The following is a 17,407-nucleotide window of genomic DNA, read 5'->3' as shown; positions in this document are numbered from 1 at the left end:
GGCGGCTGATCTCACAAAAAATGTTTTTGTGTGAGATTTTCCTGGCTGCGGCAAATTCACATGAATGACAGACCCTTCACAACTGGACGCCGTGCTCGATGCCGTGGCGCGAGGTGACTCAGCCGCCTTCATGCAGGTGGTGCAGGCGCATGGGCTCATGCTGCGCAGCTACATCGGCGCGCAGGTCTTCAACACCGGCGATGTCGATGACCTGGCGCAGGAAACGTTCATCGCGGCCTACCGCACCTTGCACACATTTCGCCGTGGCGATGATCTGGGTGCGTGGCTGCGCGGCATCGCGCGCAACAAGGTGCTGATGTATTTTCGCAGTTCTCAAAGGCGGACAGGTGCGCTGGACCGCTTTCGCGCCGAGGTGGTGGAAATCATGGGCGAAGAATTGGATGCAGCGAGCGCTGGCGACCGGCATGAGCACATTGCGGCGCTGCTGCGCTGCATTGCGAAGCTGCCGGACAAGCTGCGGCGCGTGGTGCATGCGGGCCTGGACGGCATCAAAGTGTCCGCACTGGCCGAGGCGCTGCAAACCTCCACCGGGGCTGTTTATCAACTGCACTACCGCGCCAACCAGCTTCTGCGGGAATGCGTAATGAAGGAGGTGCAGGATGTCTGAAGATTTGCATGAGATCATCGCGGCCTGGTTTGGCGAAGAGATGCCGGAAGCACGGCGCGAGGCCCTGCTGCTGCGCTTGCGCACCGATCCAGAGTTCCGGAGCGACTTTGTGACCGAGCTGCGCACCTTTGCGATGCTGCATGCCGTGCAGTCGCCAGAGCCGCGCTGGCTGGCGCTGCAGGATGAACTGGGCATAAAGAATCCGCAGAATGATTTCTCGGAGGAGCGCATCCGTGAAGCCATCCGCAAACAGCCACGCCCGTTTGTGGCTTCATGGTGGAGGCCTGTGGCTGCGATGGCTGCTGGTCTGGCGGCTGTGTTCGCGGTTCTGCTGTTGATGAATCCGTCACAACCCGCCAGCCCAAACCGTGAAAACCTTGCAGTGGCGGTGCGTGTGGACGGGGTGAAGTGGAGCGCGGCGCAGAGGAATGCACCGCAGATGGGCGGACTTGTCGGCTCGGGGGATCTGCGATTGGACAGCGGCAAACTCACGCTGGCCTTTTTGAGCGGAGTCAGCGTGCACATTGAAGGTCCGGCAGACATCACGCTGCTCGGACCGGAGCGTATCGCATGCCGCCGTGGCAATGTGCGCACGCTGGTGAATGAGGGCGCGGAAGGGTTCACCATCGAAACTCCAGGCGGTGCTGTGGTGGATCTGGGCACCGAGTTTGGCGTGAATGTGGAAGGAGACGGCAAGGCGCAGGTGGTGGTATATCAAGGACAGGCCGAGCTGGCGCTGCTTTCGCCCGATGGCAGCCCCCGCCGCACGCGGTTGCTGAATGCGCAGCAGTCCTCGGAACTGGACCCGCAGGCGGACACGTTCCGCGGCATCGAGCCGCGTGAGATCCTGGCGGCTCCGGACCTTCGCATCCCCGCGCTGGAGCTGAGTGCGGATTATTCTCAGCGCATTTTCAAGTCCAAGCCGCTGCACTACTGGCGGGGTCAGTCCGCAGCCAGCGGCAGCATCGCCGATGCGGCTCACGGCGCCAAAGCACTGCATATTCACGGCGCTGTGGTTCCGCAGCCTGACGGCAGCCTGGCCTTTGCGGAAGGGGACGAGCCGCAGTTTCTTCGGGCCGAGGGAGAATGGACACCTCCGGCGGAGTTTGCAGTTGAACTGTGGTTTGCCAGCGGTGGCTTTCACAACAGCGCGCTGGCGGTGATGCACGCGCTGGATGACGAGCATGACACACTCTCCCTGCTGCAGCTGACAAGGCGGGATGCGCGCAATGCTCTGCGCCCGGCGCGGGTGCGTTTTCTCTTCCGCTGGCCTCCCGGCAGCCGGGATGGCATGAATGTGTACAGCGCGCCGCTGTACACGCCGTACCGCTGGCAGCACCTCGTCTGTCAGCGCCGCGGGGACGCGCTGGAAATGTATCTGGACGGCAGGCGGGTGGGGGAAACCTCATTACAAGGAGACGAAAAAACCACCGCCTGCGTGCTGCGCTTTGGCCGTCTTTTTGAGGCCGCTGGGAAGCGTGACTCCCGCCCGTTCGTTGGGCGCATGGCCGAGATGGCCGTGTATGATCACCTGCTCAGTGCGGAGGAAATTCACGCGCACGCCGCACGCTAGCGGATGGTTGAAACGACGTCCGAGACGGGGTGCAAAATCGTGTTGCCTGAGATGCGCGAGGGCAGGGAGGTGAGGATGACGCAGGTCGTGTCGGTGGCCGGATCGGCCCAGGCGAGCGTGCCGGTGGAGCCGCTGTGGCCGAAGCTTTGCTCAGAGCAGCCTTTGCCAAAGCCATTCGGGCCCAGAGCAAAACCGAGGCCTCGGCGAGCTTCCAGCCCCTGGGTGTGGCTACTCAGCATCAGGCGCACGGTTTCCGCACGCAGCACGGTTCCGGTCGGATGCAGAAAGGAATCGAGGAAGCGCGCCACATCAGCGGCGGACCCGTGTGCACCGCCCCAGGGCGCCGCAAGATTGCGCCAGTAGGGGCTGTTCCAATCCCACGAGGCGGCCTTCGGATCGCCCGCGCCGGATTCGGGTGCCGCATGTTCCGACTGACAGCGCACAGTGTCCGTCAGCTTAAACTTACCCAGACCCAAGGCGCTGCGGCTCATGTGCCACGGAGCGAAGACTTCCCCGGCGAGAAAATCCGGCAGGGACGTCTTGGTGATGCGTTCAACAATTTCCGCCGCCAGCAGGATGCCCATGCTTTGATAGTGATACTTCGTCCCCGGCGCAAACAGCAGCGGCGTGCGGATTGCGCCCTGCACAAATTCGGCCAGCGGCGCGTGACGCGCGCGCAATTCGGTGTTGTTCTCCAGTTGGTCCGGCAGTCCTGAAGTATGGGCAAGCAGGTGTTCGATGGTGACGCGCTTGCGGTCTCCTTCATGAAACTCCGGGATGAATTTCATCACGGGGTCAGTGATTCGCAGCTCACCACGATCTGCCAGCACCATCACGCCCGCGGCAGTCATTGTCTTCGTGATGGAGGCGAGCAGGAAGATGGCGTCTGCATTGGCTGCTTTGCCAAAGGCCTGCTGAAAGGTGTCCTGGCCCCGCCGCACATGCAGCACGGCAGATTCGAGCATTCCGGCATCAATCTGTTTCTGGATGATCTGGGCGGCGGCTTGCATGCGGTCAGGAGGAGTGCTGCGGGTTTTCGTCGCCGCAAGGGTGGCCATCAGGGTTAGGGCAGAGCGGCGGTTCATGGCTTGGCGTCCTTCTTTTCAGTTTCTCTGGCCTGGAGGATGAAATCAAAGAGCTGGCCGTAGTGCCTGCCATCGAGGGTGATGTCCATCGGCACCACCTGCACGCCCGCGGGCACCTGGGCGGCATCCGCGCTGAGTTTCACCTTGAAGCTTTGGCGGGATTTCGGGGGCACGCTGCCTTCGAGCACCGCTGGCTCCGCATGGACGCCGGGCGGGAGCCGAAGTTCCACGCGGTGCTTCTGCCCGGAGTCCCTGAAATTGCGCACCGTGATGCTGACCTCCTGTGTGGACTGCTGCTGGAAATCCACACGATAGGGATAAGCGCTGACCCAATAGGGATCATAGAGGTATTCATAGTCCGCATCGGGCAGCAGTTCTTTGTATTCGCGGATGATGCGCAGAGCCCAGTCATGGTAGCGTTCGATGAAGGCTTTGGGCTCCGTCATGAGCACGCCGTGCGCGCCCATGATGATGTCCGGCTGGAGCTTTTGCAGGTATTTGGCCGCGACGAGGTATCCCTCGTCAATGATGGCGCTGTTGCGGGCATTGACGCACTCATGGCCGTTCTGCGCAGGATCGGCGGGGTCGCCAAAAAGGTTGTCGCCAGTGAAGACGATCTTCTTTCCATCAAGCTCCAGCCACAGCGCGTTGCCAAACTCCGTCTGCCCCGGCATCCAGTCGATGTGCAGCTTGTAGCCCTCCCAGTCGATCACATCGCCCGCTTTGAGAATGCGGTCGATCTTCGCCTGTTCAAAGCCCGCGTTATAAGCGCCGATCATCGCGGGGTAGTCATAATAGCGCGGGTTTTCACATTTGTCGGCGATGCTGTCCATCGTCCAAAACTTCACGCCGTGGTCCTTCAGTGCGGGGAAGAGGGTGAAGTGGTCGCCGTGGGAATGGGAGATCCAGCAGGCATCGATCTGCTTGAGCCCCAGAAACTCTTTCATGTCGCTGATGATGCGTTCGAGCACGAGCTTTGGGAACAGGCCGCAGTCCAGCAGCAGGGCGTGGCCGCTGTCGGCGATGATGATGGCAAAGTTTTTTCCCGCCATCTCCGGGCCAAACATGTACAGGTGCGGGCTTACCTGCACGATGTAGTGAGCCTGGGTGGTTTTCACCGCCGGGTGCTGCGGGCGTTTGCCAAAGGATTCCACCGGATAGCCGCGGACATAGTCGGGCCGGAAGCGGGCAAGCCGTTCCTTGTAGACTTGAAGCTGCGCGGTGGCATTCGCAATAACCGGCCCCTGCGTGGAAAAGGCGGTGTCCGGCTTCAGTTCGATCAGCTTGTCCACCGTTGCAGTCAGAGCATCAAGCCCCTTCGCAAAGCCATAGTCCCATTCCGTGTCAAACCAGTTGGTCATCTTTGCCCCGTCATGCATGACCCCGCCGCTGAAGATCAGCGTGCGGTCATTACGCCTCAGCACGAAACTCATTCCCCCCGGCGAATGCCCTGGAGTGCTGATGCAGGCGAGAGAAAGGCCATTCCAGGTGAGGGTGTCGCCATCCGTGAGCACCCGGTCGATCCTTACCGGCTGTGCCGGGGGCCGGATGTAGCTGGCACCGTGGACAGTGAATTTGTCGCCGAGGCGCGGATTCCATTTTCGGAACTCGTTCGGCGTCTCAAAGAAAGCGCGTTCATCACCGGAAGCGGCGGTCAGCGTCGCTATCCGGTCCAGCTTCAGCACCCCCTGGCAGAGCTCGCGATGGTGATCCGTGAAGAGTACCCATTCGACCCGTTTCACCCCAATCTCGGAGAGGTGCTCCAGCACGCTGCCATCGCCCAGGTTGATGAGCAGGGCGCTGTCGTTTTGCTTCAGGACATACACATTACAGGTATCCTGCCAGACAAACACATCAGGCGCTGGCTGTTGGAATCCGGCGAGCGCGAAGCTGTGGATGACGAAGAAGGCGGCGAGGAGACGGATCATAGAACATCAATGGAGCGAATGAGTGATTCGCTTCCGTTATTTGTGATTGAGCTCATAGAGAACCGCGAGCGTCATGGCTTTGACGCCAAAGGTGATCGAGGGCGCGGGCTCCGGGCGATAGAACGGCGAGTGCAGGCTGGGCAGGATTTCACCGCTCGCTTTCGCCCGTTCCATTTTTTCAGGTGCCACGGTGCCGAGCCAGGCGAGGAAGACGGGAATCTTGTCGGGCGTCATCGTGTAGCGGGAGAAATCCTCGCCGGCCATCGTCGGCTTGCGCTCGATCACACTGGTTTTGCCAAAGGCCTCCGCCCAGACCTGAGTCACGCGTGCGGTGAGGGCGGGGTCATTGTAAACGGAGGGCGTTCCAGGTCCGGTGATGGCGATTTCCGGCAGCAGGTTTTCCGGCAGTCCAGCAGCGATGCCAAGGCCGCGGCAGATGCGTTTGATGGCCTCCAGCACCTGTGTGCGTGTCTCGGTGCTGGTGGTGCGGACGGTGAGACCGAGTTCCACCTTGTCGGGGATGATGTTGCTCTTGGTGCCGCCGATGAACTTGCCAACCGTGATCACGACCGGCTCCACCGGATGCAGTTCCCGGCTGTCGATCGTTTGCAGCGCCAGCACGATCTGCGAGGCAAGCACAATCGGATCCTTGGTCAGATTTGGCATGGCGCCATGACCGCCAATGCCTTTGACCATGATCTCCACGGTATCGGTGCTCGCCGTGGCCGGGCCGCTGGTGAATCCGAAAGTCCCCACCGCGAGACTTGAATCGCAATGCAATGCCAGGCAGACATCAGGCTTGGGGAAGCGCTGATACAAGCCGTCCCCGACCATTGCCAGCGCACCCAGGCCGCGCTCCTCCGCTGGCTGAGCAATGAAGACGAGCGTGCCCTGCCATTGATCTTTCGAGGCCGCGAGCGCCCGTGCCGCGCCGAGCCAGCAGGTCATGTGCATGTCGTGCCCGCAGGCATGCATGACGGAGACATCATTGCCCGCGTCATCCTTGGTGGTCGTTTTGCTCACATAGGGCACGGAGCCGATTTCCCTTACGGGCAGACCGTCCAGATCGGTGCGCACGAGCACCGTTTTTCCCGGTCCGTTTTTCAGCACGCCCACCACGCCAAATCCCCCGACTTTCTCCGTCACTTCAAAGCCCACTTTTCGGATCTCCTCCGCCATGCGAACACTCGTTTTCTCCTCATGAAGAGAGAGCTCGGGATGCGCATGAAGGTGCTCATAAAGCTGGATCAACGAGGGTCGTTCCTTCTCGATAAAAGTATCGAGCGGTTCCGCAGCATTCAAGCTGGAGACGAGGAATAGGAAAACGAACGGCTTCATGGTTTGAATAGGGGGCTCACTGGCCGAGCTCTTTGATAAAGATGCGCCTGAACTCCACGGCATCCTTGTGGTTTTGCAAAGTGATCGGCCCTTCCGCGGGAATGTCCTTCACCTGCGCTCCTTGGATGACATCCCTGCCATTAAGGCTCACATCCACACGGTCTCCACGCAGCGTGATGACGAACCGGTTCCATTCGCCCGGCCCCTTGTCGGCGCGGGCGCTGGGCATGGTCTTCATGCGCTCCTCCTTGCTGGCGGTGGTGTCCTTGAATTTGGTGCCTACCTCGCCGCTTCCACAGGGCTGGCACCAGATGTTGACCTGAGCCGCACGCATGCCACGCAGGTAGACCCCGCTGTCTCCCCAGGTGAGATTGTCTTTCATGATCACCTTGCCGGCTGCATCCGTGTGAAACTGGCCATCATCCATGAGCCACTGATGAGGCTTCACTACAGGCTTCCCAGTGAGCCGCCAGTCCAGCATCAGCGTGAAGTTTTTGTATTTTTTGAGGGTGGAGAGATTGTAGTCTTTGCCGCGTATGCGTGGCGGTTCATCCGTACGCAGGCGGATTACGCCGTCGGCGATTTCCCACACACCTTCCAAGTGTGCCTCGTGCTGCCAGTTGGCCCAAGTCTTGCCGTCAAAGAGGGGGATGAACCCCGGCGGTGGCCGGTCGCCGACCCCGGTGTCCAAGCCCACGGCTGCTTCACTGTGAAGAACCGTGCTTGGAGCGCACACGCTGTAGAGGATGCCAAGAGAAGCCGCCTTGCAAAAGTCACGTCGGGAGGTGAGCAGGAAAAACGGGTGTCTCATGGTTGGGTGCTCAAGGTGCAGAATAGGGAGGTGCCCACGAGCCAGTCGGGAACCAGCGGCCTGCGGCTGCGGGCACAAATCTCACCATCAAATACGGGTCGGGAGAGAAAAAATGTCCGGTGGATCGCTCTGTTTGCGATTACGCCGGCTTTACCGAGAAATCGCTGTCATCCAGCGAACGCAGCACCAGCTCCCGCGGCACGCAGAAGTCATCCATCTCGATGCAGCGTACGATGCCGTCGGCGATGTGCTCCGGCTTGAGGAAAAGCTGCTTCGGCGCCTGGCGCTGGGAGGCATCGTCCCAGAAGGCGGTGTCCACGCCGCCGGGCAGGATGGCGGTCACGCGGATGCGGTGTGGCGCGGCCTCCTCGGCCAGACCCTGGGTGAATCCCCGCACGCCCCACTTCGCGGCGCAATAGACCGTCTCGCTCGGGATGCCACGCAGGCTGGCGGTGGAGATGACGTTGATGATGTGGCCCCGCTTGTGTGGTACCATGGCCTTCAGCGCCGCCTGGGAGCCGAGGATGGTGCCTTTCAGGTTCACGTCCAGCATCAGGTCGATCTCGCTTTCCGTGTAATCTTGAATCCAGCGATGGCGCGCGAGTCCGGCATTGTTCACCCAGACGGAGACGGGACCAAGACGCTCGGTGATTTGATCGACGGCGGCCTGGACTTCCGCAGCGCGGGACACATCGCAGCGAACGGAAAGCGCATTCGGGTGATCGAGCGCAACATTTTCCAGGTCCAGCAAAGCCACACGCGCGCCACGTGCGAGAAGGGCTTGAGCTGTGGCGAGGCCGATACCTTTTGCGCCACCCGTGATGGCGCAGACTTGGTGGGTGAGATTCATGATTCTAAGTGGGTGGTTTTTTCGAAGGGCTGGGTCATGGCCAGGAGGTCGTTCTCCTTGCCGTACGCGGTCAGAACGTCACCGGCCTTGATCAGATCATCCCGGGCAGGGATGCCGGACTGAGTGTGGCCGTCGCGCTTGATGGAAAGGATTACAACGCCTCGGTCCCATGGGCGTGACTCTCGCAGTGTGCGTTCGGCTAGAAAAGTTCGGGGCAGAACCTCGATCTCTGATACCACATAGCCGTGCTGAATGCGCAGCAGCAGTTCATAGTCCAGAGCGCGCACCATTCCAGTGCGTTCCAGTGTGCGCTGGATGATGTGGTCGAGCATCTTTTGAAACCAGGCGAGGCGGGAGACGAAGAGCATGAGCACCAGCCCGCCGACGAGCCAGAGAAGCATGAGCATGGTATCGCCACCGGAGCCGCTCTGCAGGAGGGTAACAATGAGAGTGGCAAGCGCGGAAGTAAGGCCCACGTTTCCAGCGAGAATGAGATCGCGGATGATACGGCGGCGCACCGGATGGTTCACGACCAGCTCCGCCTCCTTGGTGGTGAAGCCCACGCCGAAAAACGCTGAGTAGGCCTGAAAGCTGGCCGTGTCCCAGCTTATGCCGGTCATCATGAGGGCCGTTGCGCCTACCCTCACCACGAGGAGTGAGACCAGTGCAATGACGAGCAGCGCGATGACAGGTGCGGCCATGAAGGGAAGTGAGAGAGGCTAAACCGGCAGGACCGATCTAGAGATGTTTCTCGCTCACGGATTTATCGTGATCGTAGATTTGTTCTTTGGTCTGCCTCCCCTTGAGGTCCCAGTAGCGGTTGAGTCCGTGGCGCTGGCCGCGGTCGAAATTGGTTTCAGCGGACTTCTGGCCGTTTTCATACCATTCCAACATGACGCCGTGCATCTTGCCGTCCACGTAGGGGTATTTGCCCTTGTCCTTGCCGTTGGAATGCTTGCTGAGGATGGTGCCGGTGTAGGGTTTGCCTTTGTAAGTGGCTTCTTTGCCTTCGTTGAGCATTTCGACATTTTTGTCGGCGAAATCGACCACGGCAGGCTGTTTTTCTCCGCAGGACGTGAGACAGAAGGCGCAGAGCAGGAAGGTGAGGAGCTGTTTCATGCGTGCAGGGTGGAGAAGGCGCGCGCGTTTTCAACCAGCAGCACGACTCACTTCACCGCCAGCGCCTTCTTCCACGCCGCCGGTGCCCCTGGCAGCGTCTCCGCTAAAATGCGGCGGATGTGGCCGCGTTCTTTCTCAGAGAGGTAGGTGAAGTGGCCGGTGGTGTCCTTGCCGTCCAAGATGGTCCACAGGCGGCTGAGCACCGTCTGCTTCAGCGGCGCGGTGAGGTGCTGGAAGGTGAGGGAATAGACCATGTAGCTGCAGCGGTATTTGAAGAGCCTGTGCAGGAGCTGGAAATCCTTCAGGCTGCGGCCGTCGCTGCTCTGCGGGGCGTTTTTAGTGAAGGCGGTCTGGAAGGCGGGATCGCCTTCGATGCCGCCTTCGGGCAGGGCGGCCTCGTCTTTGAAGAGCAGGGCCTCCACCACATCCTCGGCGCTATGGTCAATGATCCGGCGCGCGCTGCCGGTGGGCTCCGTGGTGACCGGCTCTCCCAACTCCTTCTGCAGGCTGGTCTGCATGTACATCGCGCGCAGGGAGGTGTGGTTCGCCTTGGTCAGGATGTTTTGCACACTGGTCTGATGCTCCAGCACCATGAGGGCCACGATGTCGCTCTGCTTGCGCTTGTAGGGGCTGGTGTCGAAGAATTTGCCGAGGCTGGCAATGTTCGCGCCCGCTTTGAAATTGATGTCGATCGTCTGGTCGTTCTTCTCAGTAGCGGTCACATTCCCGCGATGAAGGATGCTGCCGTGCCTGCCCGTCACGTACCAGCCGCCCCAGCGGTCGCTGAAGGGGGTGGTGGTATCCACGACGGTGCTGCCCTGGCTCATGATGGGGTGGCCCTCAGGTCCTGGATACACCGAGCGCACGATGACGCCGGGCACCCCCGGAGAGAAGGGCCCGCCGTGGCAGCTCAGGCAGCTGTTGTCGCGCTGAAACTGCAGGGGCTTGGACGGTTCTTCATGAGGATCCAGCAGATAAAAAATGGGCCCGAGCTTCGGGTCCACCGTGGCCACTTCAATGCTGCCACCGAGGCAGTAGCCCACGTAGGCATTGTCGCCAAAATAAACCACGCGTGGTGTCTGCGGGCTGATGCGGTCATTCTGCTTGCTGGTCTTGGAGAAGACCATGACCTGCGACTCCTGCGGGATGTCGAACTGCTTCATCACATCCCGCAGCACCGTCCACGCGTCTGTGCGGTCGATTTTCACCTTGCCTGCCGCCATCATGCGTTCCAGGCGCTGGGCCGCGTCATTGGGCTCGGTCTCGGAGTAGCGGATGGGCGCATTTTCGTATTCGTCCTCTGCCTGAAGCGGCAGCCATGCGGACAGCAGAATGACCAATGACGAAGGCAGAATGAAGCTCCAGCGTAAGTTCGAACTGAGTGGAGCCAAAGAACATGGAAGAGAGGATTTCATGACCGGAAGAGGGATGTCTGTCGTTTATTTCGTCATGCCTTCGGCAGCAGCTGCTGCCGCATGCCCGCGCCCGCCGACCCGACGACGAGATCCCGCAGCGTGTGGCGGTCCAGCGTTTCGTAAAAAGCGTTCACCGCCTGGGCGAGGGCCCCTTTGAGGCGGCAGGAGCCGTTGATGGGGCAGGTGTTGTGCTGTTTGTCGAAGCATTCAACGACGATGGGATTGTCCTCCGTGCGGCGCACCACCATGCCAATCCGGATTTGCTCCGGGGGCATGCCCAGCGCGATGCCGCCGCCCCGGCCGCGCCGGGTTTCCAGGTAGCCCAGCTTTGCCAGGTAGTTTACCACCTTCACCAGATGATGACGCGAGATGTCATAGGCCTCGGCCACCTCGCTGAGCGAAAACGTTTCTCCCTTCAGCGCGGCAAACATGAGCACGCGCAGGGCATAGTCGGAGAAAAGGCTGAGTCGCATGACTCGGTTTACGGGAGCAGATGTTTAAACTTGCATTTGGGGTGCAAGTTTAAACTGACTGCCGCAAAGGAGGCGCGGTGGTGCGCAGGATCGGCGTAATTTGGGCACAAAAAAGCCCGGAGGTCCGACCTCCGGGCTTCCATCGAAACGAGAGTCGATCAGGCGTTACTTCTTCTTGGCAGGAGCGGCGTGGCTGTGGCCCGTGCTGGAGCAGCAGGAGGCGCCTGCGCCGGAGCCGGAGGAGCAGCAGGAAGAGGAGGCCGCTTTGTTCTTTGCGAAGACGCAATGGCCGTTGGCGCAGCTGCTCAGCAGAAGGCTGGAGGAGGCGAGGGCGAGGGTGAGAAGCAATTTCATGGATGTGTGGTGTGGTATGTCTTGGTGCGAGGCAGGGGTTTGCACCGCTGCCCAGCATTAAGAGGATCAATCAAACAAATTATTTCATGGGACTGCAAGAATAAATGCAAAATCCTCACAAGCAGGAGTCTTGAAACGAGGACATGAAAAAGCCCGGAAGGGGCACTTCCGGGCTTTCATGGGTGAAAGATCACCGCAAAATGGATCAGCCTTCCTTGAGGGATTCCACCTTCTTGTGGGAGCTGGTGGCGGTCACCTTCTTGCCAACGAGCTTGTCAGCGCCGGAGACGGCGGCGGTGAGGGTGAGCTTGACTTCTTTGCCACCGGATTCGATGACGATGGACTTGGAGTCAGCATCAACGGACTTGAGGGTGCCGCTGGTGGTGTCGATTTTGCCGCAGCCTGCGAAAGCGGACACGGAGAGGCCAAGAACGGCGAGGGTGGTGACGATGGATTTCATGTTTGAGTTTGGGTGTGGTTAGCTTTCCGTCAGGAAGTGACCGAGCGGATTTGCGCTTATTCAAAACGAGAGTCGCCCCCCCTGACAATCAAAAAATGTGGGGTTTTTGAAAAAAGCTCGTCATAGGGGCTTGGGCTGTGCCACGCTGGGGGATGAAGAACGCGCTACCCAACCTCACGATGTTCGCCTTTCTGGCGTTTGCTGCCTCCAGCCTGGCGCATCCGCTGCCAGATATAGCGGTGAGGGCGAGTTTTGAGCAAAACGAGGAGTGGACGCTCCAGGTAGAGATCGACCCGCGGAGCTTTCAGCCGGACCCGAATGTGGCCCCCTACTTGACGAATGCCGACCTGGGTGTGACCCCGGTGGACCAGCAGGAAAAGCTGAAGGCGATGGCACGTGAGTACATCAAGAAAGCTGTGGAGGTGGTGCTTGAGCCGGCAGCGGAGGTGAAACCGGAGTTTGTGTGGGAGTTTACGGCCATGGAAAATGCGCCCCTGAAGATTCCTGAGGATCCGGTGATGCTGACGGGGACGTGGCACTCCAAGCTGCCCGCCGGAACGACGGGGTATTCGATCAAGGCGCTGAAGATGGAGACGCAGAGCGTGCCGCTGAGCGTGCTTTTTCAGAATACGGCGCTGGGGAAGAAGGTGGATCGGGAGCAGATCCGCTTTCCTGGAGAAACGAGCTACATACTGGATTTGAAGACCTACCTGCCGCGCACCGCAGCACCTCCGCCCATCACTGCGGATTCGGTGCAGGCAGCGGCGGGGAGCACGTCGGATGAGATGTGCTCGCTGTGCGGGACAAGTGCCGGGGACAACTACATGCTGCCGGTGGCGGCGTCTGTGGCAGGCATCGTAGTGCTGGTGACCTACATGCGAAAGAAACGTCCTGCCTGACCCGCATTGGCAACTTCTGTTTGCACGGGCATCACGTCCGCGTAAATGCCGCGCGTGAAACAGGCATTTGTATTGGGCGCAGGCATTGGTGAAAGACTGAAACCGTTGACGGAGCAGCTTCCGAAGCCGCTCGTGCCCGTATTTCACCGGCCGCTCATCACCTATGCGTTCGACCATCTGCTTGCGGCGGGGGTGGAGAGGCTGGTGGTGAACACCCACCACATTCCGGATGCTTATGCCGAGGCCTTTCCAGATCAGAGCTACCACGGCGTGCCGATTCAGTTTCGCAATGAAAGCCCGGTCAGGCTGGAGACGGCAGGGGGCATTTCCAATGTGCGCGACCTGCTTGGAAACGAGCCCTTCCTGGTCTATAACGGCGACATCCTGACCGACCTGCCGCTGAAGCCCCTGCTGACCGAGCATCGTGAAAAGGGCAATCTCGTCACTTTGGTGCTGCGCAGCCATGGGCCGTCCCTGCACATCGCTTATGATCCGCAGAAGGGGCTGGTGACGGACATTCGCAACAAGCTTGGCACGGGAGACGAGGGGAAATACCTGTTCACGGGCATTTACGCTTGCGACCCGGCCATCCACGACTGGATCACGCCCGGCAAGGTGGAGTCCGTCATTCCCATCTTTTTGAACATGATCCGCGCTGGCGCCAGACTCGGAGCGGTGGTGGTGGACGAAGGCAGCTGGTGGGACCTGGGCAGCCGGACCGCCTACCTTTCTGCGCACTCAGCTCTGAATGGCATGTATGGCGCTGCGATTGACCCGGGAGCGCACATCGAGCCGGGGGCGGTGCTTCGTGGCATCAATGTTGTCGGGGCAGGGGCGGTGGTGGAGGCTGGCGTCCATCTGGAGGACAGCATTGTCTGGCCCGGGGGGCGCGTGCAGTCGGGTGCTGACCTGAAACGCTGCATTGTGCGTTGCGGGATCGTGGCATCCGGAAAGGCCGAAGACGTCGATTTTTGAGGAATCGCGGCTTTGCATTGGACATTCGCTGTTCTGCACCCGTCATTCTGCATTCCCTCCACCCATGCTCCCCGAACACGAGGCTTTGCTGATCTTCACGCGCGAACAGTTCCCCGAACTGAACGGCACCCCGTGCGATGTCGAGGTGATCCTCAAGGGGGCCTCCGACCGCCACTTCTATCGTCTGAACTGGCAGGCTGAGCGCGAGCCGATGATCCTGATGGTTTACACGCTCGCACGTCGGGACAATCCGAAATTTGTGCCGGCCACCTACCGGCTGAAGAAAATCGGCGCGAATGTGCCGCAGGTGTATGCCTTTGACCAGCAGCGCCTCTGCGTGTGGCTGGAGGATCTCGGGCGGGTGGACCTTCAGTCTTTCAATGACCAGCCCTGGGATCTGCGTTTTCCCCTTTATCAGGCCACGCTTCGCGAAGCGGCCAAATTTCACGGGGTGGGGGAGAAGTCGCTCGCCCAGGCAGATCTCACTGAGCTCGAGCCCGGCTTTGACGAATCGCTCTACGAATGGGAGCAAGGCTACTTTCTGGAGCATTTCGTGGGCGGTTTTCTGGGACGGGAGCATTCACTGGCCGAATACAATGCTGCTCATGAGTGCCTGAGGCAGTTGCGCCGGCGCCTCGCCCGTCTGCCGCGGTGCCTGGTCCATCGCGACTTTCAAAGCCAGAATGTGCTCATTCGCGGGGAGGAAGCCTGGCTGGTAGATTACCAAGGCTTGCGCCTTGGACTTGCGGAATACGATCTTGCCTCGCTGCTCTACGATCCATACGTGACCCTCACGCGAACCGAACGCGCCGGCTTGCTGGGGTATTATGCGGAGCATCGGGCGCTGGTGCTGAAGGATCTTCGTGAAGTGTTTTACCTCTGCGCCGCTCAGCGTCTGATGCAGGCGCTTGGCGCTTATGCAAATCTGAGCCGAAATCTTGGCAAGCCGCACTATGAGCAGCACATTCCCGCTGCGGTGTCGAATCTCGCCGAAGTATGCGCCGAGGGGCAGGGGCTGCAGGATCTGCGCGCGTTTTTTGCCGGAGGGCTGTGATTCCCGCCTTTGGCGCTTCACCCGGGGCGGCCGGAGGCCTGCAAGGCCCCCGGTGGGGGTGTGCTTCGGGCGGGCAATACCTTCTGCAAATCCGCCCGTGTCAGGTCGTAAAGGCGTCTGAGTGAATGAATCCGTAGGTGGAAGGCGGTCATTTTTACAAGGCAGGAAGAGGCTTCAAACGCGAAATCGCATTGCTCTGACCAGCGGTATACGCTCTAAGTGCCCTACCCCCAATCCGCCGCATGTCTGAAACCGCCGCCGCCTCGCCGACTCCCGCGCCCAGCAAGCGTCGCGTTTTCGCCTCCCGCTTGTTCAGCACGTTGCTGCTGTGGTCGCTGCTGGCGGTGGCCTTTTTGCAGTGGCAGAACAACTGGCTGATCATTGCGATCACCGGCTTCTTCGGAGTCGCCGGTGCCGTGGAGTATTTCCGCCTGCTGCGGAATGATGCGCACGCGCGCAGCTTCAATGCGCTGGGATTTGTGATCTGCATCACCTACTGGGCGGCGGTGTTGTGGTACACGACGACGCGGCACAAAGCACCGCCGATGGAGTTTGACCTGGCGGCGCTGACGGCGAGCGTGCATGGCTCGTTCATCCTGTGCTACCGCCACCAACTGGAAGGAGCGACTACCCTCCAGCGGATTTTCAACACCGTGTTTGGCACAGTGTACACAGTGATCTTTTTCGGGTTCATGATCCGGCTGATGTATTTCCACGCGGACGGGAAGGGGATCACGGACATCCTCCTGGTGCTCTTCCTGATCGCGGTCACCAAGTTCAGCGACATGGGTGCCTACATTGTGGGGGTGTTGTTTGGGAAACATAAGATGATCCCGCACATCAGTCCGGCGAAGTCATGGGAGGGATTTGTCGGGGCCTTTATTGGATCTTTTACCGCTGCGATTGTGGTGCTGTGGGTCGCGACCCCCGAGAAACTGGCACCGCTCACCTGGGTGCATGGCATGATCCTCGCGCCTCTTTTGTGCGCCACAGCCATCACGGGAGATCTTGCGGAGTCCGTGCTGAAGCGCTGCGTGGCCATCAAGGACAGCGGCCATGCGCTTCCGGGCATCGGCGGCATTTTGGACCTGACGGACAGCCTGCTTTTCACGGCGCCGGTGTTTTATTTTTACTTGTCCGCCATCGCGCGATGAGCCAAAGCAAGCCTTCGTGATGCGCAAAGTACTTCTTCTCGGCTCCACCGGATCCATCGGCACCAGCGCCCTCAAAGTCGCGCGCGACATCCCCGAACGCATGCAGATTGTGGGGCTGGCGGCAAACTGCAGTGTCGAGGCACTGGTCGGGCAGGTGAGGGAGACCGGCGTGAAGCAGGTGGCGCTGACGGATGCCGCCGCTGCGGAAAAAGCTCGGGCGCTGCTGCCTTCGGATGTCATACTCCACACGGGCGCGCAGGGGCTGGTCGATCTCGTCAACGAATCCGAGGCGGACATGGTCCTCGTCGCCATCGTCGGCACGGCCGGCCTCGCCCCGGCCCTCGCCGCCATCGAGCGTGGCATGCACTTGGCCGTGGCCAGCAAGGAAATTCTCGTCATGGCTGGCGAAGCCGTCACGGAGGCTGCCAAACGCAAGGGCGTGAACATCCTCCCCGTGGACAGCGAGCACAATGCCATCTTCCAGTGCCTGGAAGGCCACCGCCACAGCAGTGTCCAGCGCATTTTGCTGACTGCCAGCGGCGGACCTTTCCGCACGTTGCCTGCGGATCAGCTGCCAGATGTCACCGTCGCACAGGCGCTGAAACATCCTACCTGGACGATGGGGCGAAAAATCACCATCGACAGCGCGACGCTCTTCAACAAAGGGCTGGAGATGATCGAGGCGAAGTGGCTGTTTGATGTGCCGATGGACAAGATCGAAGTCGTCGTGCACCCCCAGAGCATCGTCCATAGCATGGTCGAATTTGCCGACAACAGTGTGATCGCCCAGCTCAGCCACAGCGATATGTGCTTCCCGATTCAGTATGCGGTGACGTGGCCGGACCGGGTGCCGAACAACCTCAAGCCGCTCGACTTCGCCAAAGTCGGAGCGCTTCATTTCGAAGCCCCCCGCGTGGAAGACTTCCCCGCGATCAATCTGGCCCGCCACGCCGGAACCGTCGGAGGCACTCTTCCCGCTGTCCTGAACGCCGCGAATGAAGTGGCCGTCGATGCCTTCCTGAATGGAAAGCTCTCGTTCCCCGGCATTTGGCAGACGGTGGAGCACGTCATGACGGCTCACGAGGTGGTGGAGCATCCTGGGCTGGAATCGCTCATTCAGGCGGATGCCTGGGCACGGCAAAAAGCTGACGATTGGATCTGAACAGCTTGCACTTTGGCATCCGAAGCTCGACTTTTTGAGGCGAGCTTCAGGGAGAAACCTGCGGTGCCGGACGGCGGAAGTTGAACTTTGGAACATTTGACTTCTGTGTCGGCAGTTAGGATGGGCAGG

18 protein-coding genes are annotated in these 17,407 nt (G+C 60.4%); 7 read left to right on the top strand and 11 right to left on the bottom strand.

The features are described 5' to 3' along the window. Positions 1-64 precede the first annotated feature (64 nt). Both ACILSO_RS00595 and ACILSO_RS00590 read left to right on the top strand, forming a co-directional pair. On the top strand, positions 65-628 hold the full coding sequence (locus tag ACILSO_RS00595; RefSeq protein ID WP_395735419.1) for a sigma-70 family RNA polymerase sigma factor: 564 nt from the start codon (positions 65-67) through the stop codon (positions 626-628). Beyond that, complete coding sequence (locus tag ACILSO_RS00590; protein ID WP_395735418.1) at positions 621-2,201, top strand: LamG-like jellyroll fold domain-containing protein; 1,581 nt, start codon at positions 621-623, stop codon at positions 2,199-2,201. Before ACILSO_RS00595 ends, ACILSO_RS00590 begins: the two co-directional genes overlap by 8 nt. On the opposite strand, the gene ACILSO_RS00585 is transcribed toward ACILSO_RS00590, so the two are convergent. From ACILSO_RS00585 to ACILSO_RS00535, 11 genes are all read right to left on the bottom strand, one after another. After that, a complete protein-coding gene (locus tag ACILSO_RS00585) occupies positions 2,198-3,286 on the bottom strand; it encodes a serine hydrolase domain-containing protein (protein WP_395735417.1) in 1,089 nt (362 codons plus the stop codon). The genes ACILSO_RS00590 and ACILSO_RS00585 overlap by 4 nt on opposite strands. Continuing rightward, positions 3,283-5,214 (bottom strand): MBL fold metallo-hydrolase, encoded by a 1,932-nt coding sequence (locus tag ACILSO_RS00580; RefSeq protein WP_395735416.1) that lies wholly within the window; start codon positions 5,212-5,214, stop codon positions 3,283-3,285. The genes ACILSO_RS00585 and ACILSO_RS00580 overlap by 4 nt, the downstream gene beginning before the upstream one ends. 36 nt (positions 5,215-5,250) lie before the next feature. Next, complete coding sequence (locus ACILSO_RS00575) at positions 5,251-6,552, bottom strand: amidohydrolase (protein WP_395735415.1); 1,302 nt, start codon at positions 6,550-6,552, stop codon at positions 5,251-5,253. A 16-nt stretch (positions 6,553-6,568) separates the two neighbouring features. Then, a complete protein-coding gene (locus tag ACILSO_RS00570; protein WP_395735414.1) occupies positions 6,569-7,363 on the bottom strand; it encodes a DUF1080 domain-containing protein in 795 nt (264 codons plus the stop codon). 139 nt (positions 7,364-7,502) lie between these two features. Then, positions 7,503-8,213, bottom strand: a complete 711-nt coding sequence (locus ACILSO_RS00565) for an SDR family oxidoreductase (RefSeq protein WP_395735413.1) — start codon at positions 8,211-8,213, stop codon at positions 7,503-7,505. Beyond that, positions 8,210-8,914, bottom strand: a complete 705-nt coding sequence (locus tag ACILSO_RS00560) for a TrkA C-terminal domain-containing protein (RefSeq protein ID WP_395735412.1) — start codon at positions 8,912-8,914, stop codon at positions 8,210-8,212. The genes ACILSO_RS00565 and ACILSO_RS00560 overlap by 4 nt, the downstream gene beginning before the upstream one ends. A gap of 37 nt (positions 8,915-8,951) precedes the next feature. Beyond that, positions 8,952-9,332 (bottom strand): toxin-antitoxin system YwqK family antitoxin, encoded by a 381-nt coding sequence (locus ACILSO_RS00555; RefSeq protein WP_395735411.1) that lies wholly within the window; start codon positions 9,330-9,332, stop codon positions 8,952-8,954. A gap of 47 nt (positions 9,333-9,379) precedes the next feature. After that, on the bottom strand, positions 9,380-10,747 hold the full coding sequence (locus tag ACILSO_RS00550; RefSeq protein ID WP_395735410.1) for a hypothetical protein: 1,368 nt from the start codon (positions 10,745-10,747) through the stop codon (positions 9,380-9,382). Between the two features lie 32 nt (positions 10,748-10,779). Further along, positions 10,780-11,220 carry an Rrf2 family transcriptional regulator gene (locus ACILSO_RS00545; RefSeq protein WP_395735409.1) on the bottom strand — a complete coding sequence of 147 codons (441 nt, stop codon included), beginning with the start codon at positions 11,218-11,220 and terminating at the stop codon, positions 10,780-10,782. A 165-nt stretch (positions 11,221-11,385) separates the two neighbouring features. Next, positions 11,386-11,574 (bottom strand): hypothetical protein, encoded by a 189-nt coding sequence (locus tag ACILSO_RS00540; RefSeq protein ID WP_395735408.1) that lies wholly within the window; start codon positions 11,572-11,574, stop codon positions 11,386-11,388. Between the two features lie 205 nt (positions 11,575-11,779). Continuing rightward, positions 11,780-12,034, bottom strand: a complete 255-nt coding sequence (locus ACILSO_RS00535; RefSeq protein WP_395735407.1) for a hypothetical protein — start codon at positions 12,032-12,034, stop codon at positions 11,780-11,782. A gap of 152 nt (positions 12,035-12,186) precedes the next feature. On the opposite strand from ACILSO_RS00535, the gene ACILSO_RS00530 reads away from it, so the two are divergent. From ACILSO_RS00530 to ACILSO_RS00510, 5 genes are all read left to right on the top strand, one after another. Then, a complete protein-coding gene (locus ACILSO_RS00530; RefSeq protein ID WP_395735406.1) occupies positions 12,187-12,933 on the top strand; it encodes a hypothetical protein in 747 nt (248 codons plus the stop codon). A gap of 54 nt (positions 12,934-12,987) precedes the next feature. Next, positions 12,988-13,908, top strand: a complete 921-nt coding sequence (locus ACILSO_RS00525; RefSeq protein WP_395735405.1) for a sugar phosphate nucleotidyltransferase — start codon at positions 12,988-12,990, stop codon at positions 13,906-13,908. 64 nt (positions 13,909-13,972) lie between these two features. Continuing rightward, positions 13,973-14,962: a phosphotransferase gene (locus ACILSO_RS00520; protein ID WP_395735404.1), complete on the top strand. Its 990-nt coding sequence runs from the start codon at positions 13,973-13,975 to the stop codon at positions 14,960-14,962. 242 nt (positions 14,963-15,204) lie between these two features. Next, on the top strand, positions 15,205-16,116 hold the full coding sequence (locus tag ACILSO_RS00515; protein WP_395735403.1) for a phosphatidate cytidylyltransferase: 912 nt from the start codon (positions 15,205-15,207) through the stop codon (positions 16,114-16,116). Between the two features lie 19 nt (positions 16,117-16,135). Continuing rightward, complete coding sequence (locus ACILSO_RS00510; protein ID WP_395735402.1) at positions 16,136-17,278, top strand: 1-deoxy-D-xylulose-5-phosphate reductoisomerase; 1,143 nt, start codon at positions 16,136-16,138, stop codon at positions 17,276-17,278. Positions 17,279-17,407 lie beyond the last annotated feature (129 nt).

Source organism: Prosthecobacter sp. (assembly GCF_044226605.1).
GTDB lineage: Bacteria > Verrucomicrobiota > Verrucomicrobiia > Verrucomicrobiales > Verrucomicrobiaceae > Prosthecobacter.
Note: the sequence above shows the minus strand (reverse complement) of the source record. Positions and strands in the feature narration are given on the sequence as shown.

Bases quoted from the DNA above. Each gene is read 5' to 3' on its own strand.
- ACILSO_RS00595 (WP_395735419.1), top strand. From the start codon at position 65: ATGACAGACCCTTCACAACTGGACGCCGTGCTCGATGCCGTGGCGCGA.
- ACILSO_RS00590 (WP_395735418.1), top strand. From the start codon at position 621: ATGTCTGAAGATTTGCATGAGATCATCGCGGCCTGGTTTGGCGAAGAG.
- ACILSO_RS00585 (WP_395735417.1), bottom strand. From the start codon at position 3,286: ATGAACCGCCGCTCTGCCCTAACCCTGATGGCCACCCTTGCGGCGACG.
- ACILSO_RS00580 (WP_395735416.1), bottom strand. From the start codon at position 5,214: ATGATCCGTCTCCTCGCCGCCTTCTTCGTCATCCACAGCTTCGCGCTC.
- ACILSO_RS00575 (WP_395735415.1), bottom strand. From the start codon at position 6,552: ATGAAGCCGTTCGTTTTCCTATTCCTCGTCTCCAGCTTGAATGCTGCG.
- ACILSO_RS00570 (WP_395735414.1), bottom strand. From the start codon at position 7,363: ATGAGACACCCGTTTTTCCTGCTCACCTCCCGACGTGACTTTTGCAAG.
- ACILSO_RS00565 (WP_395735413.1), bottom strand. From the start codon at position 8,213: ATGAATCTCACCCACCAAGTCTGCGCCATCACGGGTGGCGCAAAAGGT.
- ACILSO_RS00560 (WP_395735412.1), bottom strand. From the start codon at position 8,914: ATGGCCGCACCTGTCATCGCGCTGCTCGTCATTGCACTGGTCTCACTC.
- ACILSO_RS00555 (WP_395735411.1), bottom strand. From the start codon at position 9,332: ATGAAACAGCTCCTCACCTTCCTGCTCTGCGCCTTCTGTCTCACGTCC.
- ACILSO_RS00550 (WP_395735410.1), bottom strand. From the start codon at position 10,747: ATGAAATCCTCTCTTCCATGTTCTTTGGCTCCACTCAGTTCGAACTTA.
- ACILSO_RS00545 (WP_395735409.1), bottom strand. From the start codon at position 11,220: ATGCGACTCAGCCTTTTCTCCGACTATGCCCTGCGCGTGCTCATGTTT.
- ACILSO_RS00540 (WP_395735408.1), bottom strand. From the start codon at position 11,574: ATGAAATTGCTTCTCACCCTCGCCCTCGCCTCCTCCAGCCTTCTGCTG.
- ACILSO_RS00535 (WP_395735407.1), bottom strand. From the start codon at position 12,034: ATGAAATCCATCGTCACCACCCTCGCCGTTCTTGGCCTCTCCGTGTCC.
- ACILSO_RS00530 (WP_395735406.1), top strand. From the start codon at position 12,187: ATGAAGAACGCGCTACCCAACCTCACGATGTTCGCCTTTCTGGCGTTT.
- ACILSO_RS00520 (WP_395735404.1), top strand. From the start codon at position 13,973: ATGCTCCCCGAACACGAGGCTTTGCTGATCTTCACGCGCGAACAGTTC.
- ACILSO_RS00515 (WP_395735403.1), top strand. From the start codon at position 15,205: ATGTCTGAAACCGCCGCCGCCTCGCCGACTCCCGCGCCCAGCAAGCGT.
- ACILSO_RS00510 (WP_395735402.1), top strand. From the start codon at position 16,136: ATGCGCAAAGTACTTCTTCTCGGCTCCACCGGATCCATCGGCACCAGC.